This window comes from Aureivirga marina (assembly GCF_015767265.1).
Classification (GTDB): domain Bacteria; phylum Bacteroidota; class Bacteroidia; order Flavobacteriales; family Flavobacteriaceae; genus Aureivirga; species Aureivirga marina.
On record NZ_JADPIB010000005.1, the window covers coordinates 241,631 to 254,488 of the forward strand.

14 protein-coding genes are annotated in these 12,858 nt (G+C 28.2%); 8 read left to right on the forward strand and 6 right to left on the reverse strand.

Annotated features, from left to right (window positions below; all coding sequences use genetic code 11):
• Positions 1-498 (reverse strand): thiol peroxidase, encoded by a 498-nt coding sequence (gene tpx / locus I1A51_RS12260; protein ID WP_196894303.1) that lies wholly within the window; start codon positions 496-498, stop codon positions 1-3.
• A 95-nt stretch (positions 499-593) separates the two neighbouring features.
• Complete coding sequence (locus tag I1A51_RS12265) at positions 594-1,226, reverse strand: peroxiredoxin (protein WP_196894304.1); 633 nt, start codon at positions 1,224-1,226, stop codon at positions 594-596.
• A 264-nt stretch (positions 1,227-1,490) separates the two neighbouring features.
• Here I1A51_RS12265 and I1A51_RS12270 point away from each other — a divergent pair, with 264 nt between their 5' ends.
• Positions 1,491-2,843 carry an MATE family efflux transporter gene (locus tag I1A51_RS12270; RefSeq protein ID WP_196894306.1) on the forward strand — a complete coding sequence of 451 codons (1,353 nt, stop codon included), beginning with the start codon at positions 1,491-1,493 and terminating at the stop codon, positions 2,841-2,843.
• Positions 2,844-2,845: 2 nt separating this feature from the next.
• Positions 2,846-3,076 carry a hypothetical protein gene (locus tag I1A51_RS12275; RefSeq protein ID WP_196894308.1) on the forward strand — a complete coding sequence of 77 codons (231 nt, stop codon included), beginning with the start codon at positions 2,846-2,848 and terminating at the stop codon, positions 3,074-3,076.
• Positions 3,077-3,360: 284 nt separating this feature from the next.
• Here the strand turns inward: I1A51_RS12275 and I1A51_RS12280 are convergent, their stop codons facing one another.
• Positions 3,361-3,885, reverse strand: a complete 525-nt coding sequence (locus I1A51_RS12280) for a hypothetical protein (protein ID WP_196894310.1) — start codon at positions 3,883-3,885, stop codon at positions 3,361-3,363.
• Between the two features lie 237 nt (positions 3,886-4,122).
• Between I1A51_RS12280 and I1A51_RS12285 the strand changes: the two genes are divergently transcribed.
• From I1A51_RS12285 to I1A51_RS12310, 6 genes are all read left to right on the forward strand, one after another.
• Complete coding sequence (locus I1A51_RS12285) at positions 4,123-4,497, forward strand: hypothetical protein (protein ID WP_196894312.1); 375 nt, start codon at positions 4,123-4,125, stop codon at positions 4,495-4,497.
• A gap of 7 nt (positions 4,498-4,504) precedes the next feature.
• Positions 4,505-5,287 (forward strand): TerC family protein, encoded by a 783-nt coding sequence (locus I1A51_RS12290; RefSeq protein ID WP_196894313.1) that lies wholly within the window; start codon positions 4,505-4,507, stop codon positions 5,285-5,287.
• Between the two features lie 19 nt (positions 5,288-5,306).
• Entirely contained in the window at positions 5,307-6,191 is an 885-nt protein-coding gene (locus I1A51_RS12295; RefSeq protein ID WP_196894315.1) for a tetratricopeptide repeat protein, read from the forward strand.
• 158 nt (positions 6,192-6,349) lie between these two features.
• Positions 6,350-6,679 carry a hypothetical protein gene (locus I1A51_RS12300; protein WP_196894317.1) on the forward strand — a complete coding sequence of 110 codons (330 nt, stop codon included), beginning with the start codon at positions 6,350-6,352 and terminating at the stop codon, positions 6,677-6,679.
• A gap of 334 nt (positions 6,680-7,013) precedes the next feature.
• Positions 7,014-7,331, forward strand: coding sequence for a hypothetical protein (locus I1A51_RS12305; RefSeq protein WP_196894319.1), 318 nt, complete (start codon positions 7,014-7,016; stop codon positions 7,329-7,331).
• 479 nt (positions 7,332-7,810) lie between these two features.
• The gene (locus I1A51_RS12310) at positions 7,811-10,111 is read left to right on the forward strand and encodes a TonB-dependent receptor (protein ID WP_196894321.1); all 2,301 of its coding nucleotides are present in this window, start codon (positions 7,811-7,813) and stop codon (positions 10,109-10,111) included.
• A gap of 70 nt (positions 10,112-10,181) precedes the next feature.
• Here the strand turns inward: I1A51_RS12310 and I1A51_RS12315 are convergent, their stop codons facing one another.
• The 3 genes from I1A51_RS12315 to I1A51_RS12325 form a co-directional block, all read right to left on the reverse strand.
• On the reverse strand, positions 10,182-10,946 hold the full coding sequence (locus I1A51_RS12315; protein WP_196894323.1) for a hypothetical protein: 765 nt from the start codon (positions 10,944-10,946) through the stop codon (positions 10,182-10,184).
• A 15-nt stretch (positions 10,947-10,961) separates the two neighbouring features.
• Entirely contained in the window at positions 10,962-11,237 is a 276-nt protein-coding gene (locus tag I1A51_RS12320; RefSeq protein WP_196894325.1) for a hypothetical protein, read from the reverse strand.
• A gap of 186 nt (positions 11,238-11,423) precedes the next feature.
• A complete protein-coding gene (locus I1A51_RS12325) occupies positions 11,424-12,677 on the reverse strand; it encodes an aminotransferase class I/II-fold pyridoxal phosphate-dependent enzyme (protein WP_196894327.1) in 1,254 nt (417 codons plus the stop codon).
• Positions 12,678-12,858 lie beyond the last annotated feature (181 nt).

Sequence of the window (12,858 nt, forward strand, 5' to 3'; positions counted from 1 at the left end):
TTATAAAGATTTTAATGCATTTTCATAATTTGGTTCATCAACAATTTCCGAAACTTGCTCAGTATAAATTACATTTCCTTCTTCATCAATTACAACAACAGCTCTTGAATGTAAATTAGCTAAAGGTCCATCGATAATCTCTAAACCGTAATCTTTTCCGAAAGATCCTGTAGCAAAATCAGAAGCAGTTTCTACATTTTCGATTCCTTCAGCACCACAAAAACGAGCTTGTGCAAAAGGTAAATCTCTAGAAACACAAACTACTTTGGTATTCTCTAATTCACTTGCTTTTTTATTAAATTCTCTAACAGATGCAGCACAAGTTCCTGTATCAATACTTGGGAAAATATTCAAAACAATTTTTGTTCCTTTATAATCTTCTAAAGTAACTTTAGATAAATCTGTTTTGATTAATTCAAAATTTGGTGCTTTCTCTCCAACTTTTGGTAATTCACCATTTGTATGTATTTGGTTACCTTTTAATGTAATCGTAGCCATGATATTTTTATTTAGTTTTTAAAGTTCAAAAATAGCTTAAAAAGCAAAAACTCCCGAATTTCTTCGAGAGTTTTTAGAAAATATTATCTACTTTATTAGTTTTTAGACAAATATTCAGCAATTCCGTCGTGAGTTGCTAATAATCCTTCTTTTTCAGAGTTCCAGTTTGCTGGACAAGCTTCACCGTGCTCTTCGTTGAATTTCAACGCATCAACCATTCTTAAAGCTTCATCAACATTTCTTCCTAACGGTAAATCATTTACGATTTGGTGACGAACGATTCCTTCTTTGTCAATTAAGAATAATCCTCTGTAAGCGATTAATTCTCCATCAGCTTGTAATTCACCGTTATCATCATAATAATAATCTCCAGCTAAAACATCGTAGTTTTTAGAGATTGTTTTATTTGTATCAGCAACTAATGGATAAGTAATTCCTTTAATTCCACCTGCAGCTTTGTCCATTTGTAACCATCCCCAGTGAGATTGCTCAGTATCTGTAGATACAGCAACTACAGCTACTCCTCTTTCTTCAAATTCTGCTAATTTTGATTGGAAAGCGTGTAATTCTGTTGGACAAACAAATGTAAAATCTTTTGGGTAAAAGAATAATACTACATATTTATCTCCTTTGAATTGCTCTAATGTAAAGTCAGAAACGAACTCTCCTCCGTTTACAACTGCTTGTGCGCTAAATTGAGGTGCTTTTTTACCTACTAATACAGCCATTTTTTATATTGTTTTATGATTATTAATTTAATTTTCTTAGTGCAAATATATAGATTCTATATACTGTTTTGCTAAAATGAAATTTTAATATTTTATTTTATGATAGATTTTCTTTATCTCAACTTTGGAATCAAGTATAAGTTTTATCTATTCAATTCAAAAAGAATATACCTCTTATTTATTTTAACATAAATATAAATCATTTTAGATGAATCTACGAAGAAAAAATAGATACCTTTGCGAGCTTTTTGAATTATTCGAATCATGTTGAAAAATATCACAAATTATACTAAAGAGTTTAAATACAATCTTAAACTTTCTATTCCCGTAATGCTAGGTTCTCTTGGTCATCTCATGGTTGGACTTGTAGATGATATTATGATTGGAAGTTTAGGACCTGTAGAACTTGCTGCTTCTTCTCTTGGAAATAGTATCTTTTTTATAGCGCTTTCTTTAGGTGTTGGATTTTCTTTTGCAATTACACCATTAATTGCAGAAGCAGATGGAAAATCAAACAAAGAAAAAGGAAGAAAAATTTTTCAACATTCTTTTTTATTAATGTCTTTAATGGGAATTGTTTTAGCGATTTTACTTTATATTTCTAAACATTTCCTCCATCATATGAATCAACCAGAAGAAGTTGTAGAACTTGCAAAACCATACTTCTCCATCATAATTTTTACTATAATTCCAATTATGATGTTTCAAAGTTTACGGCAATTTGCGGATGGTTTATCACAAACAAAATATGCCATGTACGCAATTGTTATTACAAATGTGGTAAACATTTTAGTGAATTATATGTTGATTTATGGAATTTGGTTTTTCCCAAGATTAGAACTTGTAGGAGCTGCAATTGGAACACTAACTTCTCGTGTTGTGATGTTTTTATTTATGTTTTTAATTCTAAAAAAGAAACATAAATTCCGTCCTTTTATGAAGCTTATTAAAAGAAAAGATTTACATCGTTTTTATTATAGAAAAATTATCAATCTTGGAATTCCTTCTTCTCTTCAAATGCTTTTTGAAGTTGGACTTTTTTCTGCTTCTGTATTGTTAGCAGGAACATTAGGTGCTTTTCCACAAGCAGCAAATCAGATTGCAATTAAATTGGCTTCTGTAACTTTTATGATTGCTTCTGGACTTTCGGTAGCTACAACTATTCGTGTCGGAAATCAAAAAGGTTTACAACGTTATAAAGATTTGAGAAGAATTGCATTTTCAAATTTTCTTTTAATATTTTTAATTATGTTCGTTTTTGCAATTTTATTTTCAGTAATGAAAAATATGCTTCCGTGGATTTTCACAGAAAACTTTGAAGTAGTAGAAATTGCATCTGGACTTTTAATTTTAGCAGCATTATTCCAACTTTCAGATGGTTTACAAGTTGTAATTATCGGATCTTTAAGAGGAATGCAAGATGTGATTATTCCAACAATTTTAACTTTAATCGCATATTGGTTTATTGGATTCCCTGTAAGTTATTATTTTGGTTTACACACCAATTTAGGCACAAAAGGAATTTGGATTGGACTTTTAACAGGATTAACAGCTTCTGCTGCTTTACTTTTTATTCGATTTAATCAATTAACAAAAAAACTAATTCAATCAAAATAGATATGGAAATACCAAGATTTTTATTAGGAGACAATACAGATTTTCAAGATTCAATTTTTGTAATTCACACAGAATTCCCAAGATTTATCATCAATTTAGTAGATGATGAAATCGAATGGCTTGAAGATTTACAACAAGGAGATGTCGATGAATTAGCAAATCAAGTAAGTTCGCTTATTGAAGAAGCTAGTACGTTCTACGACAGAGAAATGAAACGTTACGAAGAAGCTTAGTTTTGGAAAAATAGTTTTACTATAGCGTATTTTTTTGTATATTCGCTATCCGAAATATTTAGATTTCAAATAACTAGAATAAAAAAAGAGGATGTATAGACCCGTTAAACATCCTCTTAAAATTAATTCAAATTCAAATAACTATATAATGAAAAGATTACTATTATTTTCTAATTAGGTTTTCAAATTAATCAAATTAAATAAGTCTAGTTTTTATTAATCTTTCATTACAATATTAAATTTAATATTTTTTTCTTAAATATTTTAGAATCTTTCTAAAAATTTTATTTTTCTAAATCTTTTACTTGCTTCACCCACTGATTCCCTTGAATTTTACTAAAAGGATAATTTGTTAAAATGGAAATTAATTGTAAATCGTTCTTATTTAAGTTTAAAATTTGCGCATAATTTGTAATTCCAATCTCATTTAGCTTCTTTTCCAAAACAGGACCAATTCCTTTTATTTTTTTCAAATCATCTTTATTTTCATGATTTGGTTTTCCAATTCTTTCAAAATTTAATTCAGGAGATTTTTCTGAAGTTTTCTTCTTTGATTTCACTTCCTTTTTTTCTTCATTTTCTTCCTTCACCTCAATAATATCTTCTTCTTTTACATCCTCCGCCCAATCTTCTTTTGGTTTATCTTTTTCTGGAGCATCTTCTACAATCGCATCATCAAAAGGAATATTTTTATCTCTATTTAAAACCGATTTTTTTTTTGCTAAAATATAGACAATAATAATCACGGCTAAAATCCATAATAATATCTCAAAAGTACTTCCTATGCTTAAAAGTATAGCTAATTTCATGGTTTGTCGATTTTACTTCTTTCTTAAAATTACAACCGTAGAAAAAAAAGCGCATGTAATAATTTGTTAAATAAACAGTCTTTCTTAGCTCCTTTTCTTTTTTTATGATTTTTTTAAAGGTTTTTTTTGTGTATTTTAAATTATATTTATTCAAATTTCGGATTTGTTTAGAAGGAGTTTGAATTCTTTTTTAGAATTTAAAATCGAAATATCAACAGATTTGTTACTTTTGAGTTTATGAAAAAAATTTTAATCGCAATAGGAATTACAATCACAGCTATCAATTTTAGTTGTGAACAAAAAAACACTAGCAAACGTTTTAGATCAGGAACTTTTGAAGTTCCAGCAGGTGAAAATCATGATAAATTTACATTTGTTCGAAAAGATTCATTACAAATCGAAAATTACGGTGGCGTAATCGATACGTTGATTGTCCAATGGCAAGATGATTTTAACTATACAGCAAAATATTTACATCCAAAAAAATCTATTGAAAAGCAAATTTTTCATTTTCAGATTACTGGTGTAAAAGACAATTCATACACTTATAAATTTAAAATAGGTGATTCTAATTATAATCAAGAAGGTACTGTGATCAAAATAAAAGATTAAATATTTTATGGAAATATTTCTCATTCCAGACACATGGATGGCGTTACTGACTTTAACTTTTCTCGAAATAGTTCTAGGAATTGATAATATCATTTTTATCTCCATTTTAGTTGGGAAATTGCCTGAGAGACTTCATACAAAAGCCACAAATCTTGGTTTATTATTGGCTATGGCTTTCCGAATCGTAATGATTTTTGGAGTTACATTGCTTTTTAAACTGAAAAAACCATTTTGGTCTGTTGATATCGGATGGTTTGAAATTGATTTGAGCGGACAAGGTCTCATCATGATGCTTGGAGGAATGTTTCTTCTTTATAAAAGTACAAGCGAAATTCATCAAAAAATTGAAGGTCAGGAAGATCATTCTGTAAATAGTAGAAAAAAAGCAAATACTTTAGTAAAAGTTCTAATTCAAATCATTTTAATTGATATCGTTTTCTCTTTTGATTCTATTTTAACTGCTGTCGGAATGACAAATGGAATTGAAGGCGCGTTTCTTATTATGGTAATTGCTGTTGTAATTTCTATTCTTATCATGATGTCATTTGCAAATGCAATCAGACGTTTTGTAAATAAACATCCGACTATTCAAATCCTTGGACTTTCTTTTTTACTTCTAATAGGTTTTATGTTAATTGCAGAAGGAGCGCATCTCTCAGATGCCGAAGTGTTTAACAAAGATGTTGGTGTAATTCCTAAAGGTTATCTTTATTTCTCTATCGCATTTTCACTTCTTGTGGAAGTGATTAATATGAGAATTCAAAAAAGAAGAGCTAAAAAAAATCAATAAATTATCAAATACCAACAAAATGAAAAAAAGATTATTAGTCGTTTTCATGTGCATTTCTACTTTTGTATTTGCACAAGATATTCATCGCTTTGAAGATGCAAAAGGTAATTCACATTTATGTGGTGAATTTCCATTAAAAACCTTAGAAAAAGACGAAGCTTTTCAAGAATGGTTTGTCAAAAATTATGACAATTTTCCAAAAACTGAAAAACAAAAATGGGCAAAAAAACTAAAAGATGTTCAAGTCGATATTTACCTTGGAACTTGGTGTGGTGATAGTAAAAGATGGGTTCCAAGATTTGTAAAAATCTGGGATGATCTTGGTTTAAAAAGAGAACAATTAAATTTTATCGCACTTTATAATTCTTCTGTCGAAGGAAAATACAAACAAGGTCCAAACGGCGAAGAAAAAGGTAAAAAAATTCATAGAGTTCCAACATTTATCTTCAAAAAAGACAATCAAGAAATTGCTAGAATTGTAGAAACACCAAATAATACATTAGAAACAGATTTAAAACAAATTGCTTTTGAATGTCCTTCGGAACCAAATTATCGTGCTGCAACTTATATTTTAGATGCTTTCCAAGGAAAAACTGTAGAACAGATTAAAATGGAATTCAACAAACATTATTCTACTGTGTATTATAAAACTAAAAATCGAAGAGAATTAAATACACTAGGTTATGTATTTTTAGAAGCAGGAAAAGTTCAAGAAGCTTTAATTGTTTTAAAAATTAATACATACATGTTTCAACACGATCCAAATGTTTATGATAGTTACGCAGAAGCTTTAGCAATTGCTGGAGAAACTGAAAAAGCTATTGATAATTATCGAAAAGTTTTATTGCTTGATCGAAGTAATGAAAATGCACAAGAAAAACTCCAAGAATTATATAAGAAATAATCTCAAAACCTGTTTCCATGGAAGCAGGTTTTCTATTTTACAACAATTGATTTTTAAATTTTTAACAAAAAATTAGAATCTTTTTTCATTTTTCTTATATTTCAGTCAAGAATTAATCCAAATAAAACTTATATTTGCAATCTATTCTCTCAATAGAAATGAAATTAAATTTGTTTAACATACTTGGTGTAATTTTTATGATTGTTTTGGTTTTTATACCAATTACAACACAATTAGCACATGCTCTTGAAGAAGAACATCATCATCAAGTTTGTGATGCAAAAGAAGTAAAACACTTTCACGCAGATGAAGTGGATTGTTCGATTTTCCACATGACAACAGATTTCGTTTCTCTTGACGATATTCCAACGTTTGAAATCATTCCTTTTTCAGAATTTCAAACAACTTTTTATACAACATACAAAAAGGCATCTAGTCCTTTTTCTACTTTTCGAAACACAAGAGCACCACCTGCTTTGATTTCTTAATTCCATATTTTTTAAAGAATTTATTTTTGGAGCTTTCTTTTCTCTTCGCTTTAACTCAGAGTAAAAGTCGGGCTTTACGCTACAAGTTTTATTTTTCTAAATAAGAACTTCTAAACAAATCTTAAGCTTCCGCTAGTCGCTTTTTCTTGCTAAGAATTTCTAATTTATCAAAACAAAAGCTTTTCACTGCAATCCCTAAGCTTTCCGAAAAACAACACAATTCAATATAAATTCATTTTAAATATTTCTATTTCTTAAAAAAGAAAAGGAAAATAATTTCATTAAATATTTAAAATCTAAAAGAAATCAATTTTAAAAGCTTTTAAGCTCTTTTATGAATTCATCTAAGAACAAATTAAGATTAAGCATTTTCTTCGCTATCATGGTTTTTATACCAAGTATAGCACAGTTTCTACACGCTTTACAAGAAGAACATTTTCATGATGTTTATTCAGAAGATGTAGAACATGTATATGGAGAAAAATTTGATTGTTCTATTTTTCATACAGTAATTGAATTTTTAAAACTTCCTGATTACAATTTTGCACACAAAGAAATCGTGATTGTTTTCAACAAAGTTAAGTTTCATTATGTTCAGGAATTATTTGAAATAATATACGCAACGAAAAATTCTAGAGCACCACCTTTTTAAGAAAAAAAGATATTTTAAAATCATCTTTTTTTCAAAAAATAATTACACATGTTTATATAAAATTGAGATTCCTTCTCCTTAATATTTGTTAGTATTTTGTTATTTATTATAGGGGTTAATTAATTACTAAAAGTATTAAGTGAGAAGGAATTTAAACCAAAAAACGACAAATTTTAATACTATTTTTAAATAAAGTTATTATTTAAGCAATTAATTTTAATTCATTATTATAAAACAATTTAAAAGAATTAACATCAATTATTTATTCAAGTAGAAAGCATTAAAATATTTTATATCAATTGTTTAAAATAATTAAATATTAAAATTAACACCAATTTAAAAATATGACTAAGACTTTAAAATTAAACTAATTACAAGCTTTAAATTAAAGTAAAAAGTGGTATTAACTTTAAATAAATAGTTCTAAAAACTTATTTATTAAATATTAGAAACTATTTATTTCACTTAAATTATACAAAATGAAGAAATATCTTATATTCCTATTTATTGGAATTCAACATATCTTATTTGCACAAGAAAAAATCACAGGAACAGTTAATGATGAAGATGGAAATCCTGTGGAAAGTGCAAGTGTTTACTTAGTCGATTTAGACAAAGGAACAACTACAAATTTGGAAGGTTACTTTACATTTGAAAGAGTTCCTTCTGGAGAACACACACTATTGATTAGTTATATCGGATTTGAATCACAAACTTTAAAAATAAAAGCTGGCGACAATGTAAATGTACAATTGAAAGAAGCTGTTTTTAATTTTGATGAGATTATTGTTTCAAGTCCATTTCAGAAATTACAAAGCGAAAATGTTTTAAAAATTGATCGTATTGGTTTACAAGAAATTCAGAAAAATGGTGCTCCTACTCTAGTTGAAGGAATAACTGCTTTACCTGGAGTTTCACAAATTTCAACAGGAAATGGAATCGGAAAACCTGTAATTCGCGGATTAAGCGGAAATCGAGTTGTAGTTTATACACAAGGAATTCGTTTAGAAAATCAACAATTTGGTGGTGAACATGGATTAGGTGTAAATGATGCTGGAATTGCTGATGTGGAAGTAATCAAAGGGCCTGCTTCACTTTTGTATGGTTCAGATGCACTTGGAGGAGTTTTATATTTAAAACCTGAAAGGTTTGCTCCAGAGAATAAAACACAATTTAATTTCCAACAACAACTTTTCTCAAATACACAAGGAAGTAGTTCATCTTTAGCTGCTAAAACTTCTACAAAACATTTTAAATTTTTAGCAAGAGGAACTTATGATGTACACCATGATTATAAACTTCCTTCTGGTGATTATGTTTTAAATTCTAGATTTAATGAAAAAGATTTTAAAGCTGGATTAGGAATTGAATTTGATAATTTCTCAAGTGTAATTCGTTATAATTTTAATGAAACAACATTAGGATTGCCAATGGAAATTGCAGGAAGTACTTCTGGAACAACGCCATTTGCTCCATATCAAAAATTAAATACAAATATTATTAGTGCTTTAAACACATTCTATTTTGATAAATCTAAGCTTTTTGTAAATCTTGGATATACAATTAACAAAAGAAAAGAAATTGAGCACGCTCATGAAGAACATGGCGAAGAGGAAGAAGGTCATGAAGAAGAAGAACATGAAGAGGAAGAAGCAGAAATTGCCGCTATCAATTTAGATTTAAAAACTTTCACATACGAAGCAAAATATCAATATTCTTTTGACAATGAAATTGAAGCAATTGTTGGTGTGCAAGGTTTAAATCAAGAAAATAAAAACTTTGGTCCAGAAATTTTAATTCCAGATGCTACAGTAAATGATTTAGGAGTTTTTACAAATTTCTTATTTCCTATAGGAAAACACTCTTTACAAGCAGGAGTTCGTTTTGATTCAAGAAATATTAAAACAAAAGAACATCATATCGAGCACGGACATGAAGAGCATGGTGAAGAGGAAGAAGGACACGAAGAGGAAGAAGAAGTAATTGCTGCAATTGATAAATCATTTACAAGTTTTACAGCTTCTGTAGGTGCAAAATTTGCTTTAAGTTCAAATACTGCAATTCGTGTAAATGTAGCTTCTGGATTTAGAGCTCCAAATTTAGCAGAATTAACTTCTAATGGAATTCATCACGGAGCAAATCGTTATGAATTAGGTGATGAAAATTTAAAAACAGAAAAAAATATTCAAACAGATCTTTCTTTTGAATATGGAAATAAACACATTGAATTTTATGCGAATGGATTCGTAAATGTGGTACAAGATTATATTCATTTAGATCCAACAAATGAAGAAATTGATGGAGCTCCTGTTTTTGCATATGTTCAAAATAATGCAACAATTTACGGAGGAGAAGTTGGATTCCATTTACATCCTCACCCATTAGATTGGTTACACTTATATTCTAGTTATGAGACAGTAATTGGACAACTTAAAAATGATGAATGGCTTGCTTTAATTCCAGCAAACAAGTGGCAAAATCAAGTAAAAGTAGATATTCCATCTATTAAATTCTTAAAAGAAAATTATGTTTCTGTAAATGTAAATCACAGTTTTGCACAAAACAAAGTAAGTCAATTTGAAACTTCTACACCAGATTATACTTTAGTAAATTTCGGTTTAGGTACAAACATCAAGCAAGATAAATGGAATGTAAATGTATATTTCTCTATTAACAATTTATTTGATAAAGAATATATTCCACATTTATCTAGATTAAAAACAGAAAATATCCCAAATCCTGGTAGAAATTTCGTTCTTGGAATGAATTTCAATATCTAAAATTTCACTTGTTTAAATAAATTTTGATGATTTATTTATTTTAAACCTCACTTTAAAAGTGAGGTTTTTTTTATTTTTTAATTTCAGCAATATTTAAAGTAATATCACAAAGTGAATCTAATTCATATCTTACAGCTCCTTGTAAAATTGTACGATCTAAACGATCTAAAACGTAAACTCCTTCTACTTTGAATTCTTTTTCTGAAAACAACTTATCTTTTGCATTTAATTTTACTTCTCGAACCATATCAATATAAAATGCATCATTTGTGATTTCTTCTAAAGTATATTTTGAAACTACTTCTCCATATTCCAATTTGTCAGTTACAATCCAACTTTCTTTCAAGTCAATTCTTTTTTCAGGAAAAACAATTTGAAAATGTTTTAAATTCAGTATTTCCAATGGTAAAAACGCATTTGAATTTCTATCTAAAACTTTTCCTTTTTTTGTATATCTAATTGTTTTATTGGTTTTCTTTTCTTTATTTTTTTCCAAATAATTTATAAAATCATTGATAAGTAAATGATCCGATTCTTTCTTTTCATTACCAGATATATCTTTTGAAAACTTTGATTTATACGTTAATTTTTCAACATCAAAATTCAAATTAAACAAAGAATCATTTTCAATTCCTTGATTCTCTATTTTTAAATAAGTTTTAGCTGTTACTCTATCTCCATCTTTTGTTTTTAATCCTGTAGCAATTCTATATCTTAAAACTTCTTTTGACTGTAAAGAAAGATATAGATTTTTCTTCTTATTTTCTTTTTTACAAGAAGTTAATGTTACAAAAGCAGTAACAATTAACAACACGAATAATTTTATTTTTTTCATTTTAAAGCATTTTTTTTAATTATTCAATAAGTATATAAATAGAGTTAAAACTAAAATTCCTAAGGAAATCCATAAGATATTTTTAATTTGTGTTTTCTTTTTTTGATTTTGAAGTTTTTCTTTAAAATCTTCCATTTCTTCTTTGGAAAATTCATTATAGGAAAAGTTTTTTGTCTCTTTTAACTTATAAATCTCTGCATTTTCTTTTGCAGTTTTTCTTTTTTTAACAAGGTTTCTATTTTGTTGTACAGATTTCACCATACTTAAACCTTGTCCAAATCCAACTGGCATATATAACAATTTTTATTTTTGGCTAAAATAAAACAATCATTTTAAATATAATCCATTCAATAAAGTTTATTCAGAAGTTAAATTGGGTAAGAAAAAATGAAGAATTAATTGAAAATAAAAAGGGATTACCCTCCAAAACAACAGAATAGAAATCTTGAAAGGGCAATCCTACTAAAAAAATAAGAACTATATGATATTTTCCTCTTTTAGAGTGTAATCTAAAATATTCAATGTTTTATCAAGCATTTCTTGTGTATGAATTGCTAATAAACTCATTCTAATTCTTGTTTGTTTTCTAGAAACCGCTGGGTATAGAATCGGGTTTGCATAAATTCCCAATTCAAATAAACGACGACCAATTCTTTTCGTTTTTTCTTCATCACGAATCATAATTGGAAATATTGCCGAGTTACTCTTTCCATAATCAATTCCCAAAGTATCTAATCCATTTCTGAAATACGCGACATTACTTTGTAACTGTTTAATCCATTGTGGCTCTGTTTTAAGCAATTCCATCGCTTTTATTACAGTATTTACCGATTGAGGCGTTGCAGCAGCAGAAAAGATGTTAGAAGCCGCAAAAAACTTTAAGAAAGCAATCACTTCTTTGTTTCCTGCAACAAATCCTCCTACAGATGCAAATGATTTGCTAAAAGTTCCTGTAATTAAATCAACTTTATCAAAAATGTTATAAATTTCAAATACTCCTTTTCCTTCTTCTCCAAGCACTCCTACACCATGTGCTTCGTCAACAATTAAAAAAGCATTATACGCTTTAGCCAATTCGCTAATTTTATCCAACGGAGCAATATCACCATCTTGCGAATAAACTCCGTCGATGATAATTACCATATTGTTATACTTTCCTTTATTTGTTTCTAGAATCCTTTCTAATGAAGTCACATCGTTATGTAAGAAATACTTTTTATTCGCAAGCATTGTTCCTTCTAAAACGCTTGTATGAACTCCCATATCAAGAATCACTAAATCATTACTGTTTAAAAGTGCCATCAAAGTTCCACTGTTTGCTGCATAGCCAGAAGTATAAGTAATCGCATCTTCCTTGTTGAAAAAAGCTGCAATCTCTTTTTCCAATTGATCGTGTAAAACGCTTTGTCCACCAATTAGTGGTGAAGAACCTGCTCCAGATCCATATAAATCTAAAGCCTCTTTTCCTGCTTCAATAATTTTAGGATGCTTAGTAAATCCTAAATAGTCATTTGAAACAAAACTAATGCATTTTTTTTCTTCGTTAGAGTAAGGATCAATTACTGGAATCTCAGAACCACTTCCAATTTTTGATGCAATTCTATAATTAGAATGCTTTTTTGATCTGTTGTGTAAATAAAAATCATAAAAAAGATTTGTTCGTTCACTAATCGTAACATCTTTTAATTTCTCAAAATCTTTCAAGCTCATTTCTGTAATTGTTGCTTCCATGATTAAATTTTTAAAGTGTTTATTCTATTATTATTTTAAATTATTATGTAAGTCGAGAATAAAGCTAATAAGAAAACAAGGCTACTTTTTTTGTAATAATACATTTAACCTTTTTTTCATTTAATCATCATGAAAACATAACCGAAAATATAGGGTGATTTTGCTATAAAAAGTGTAACTT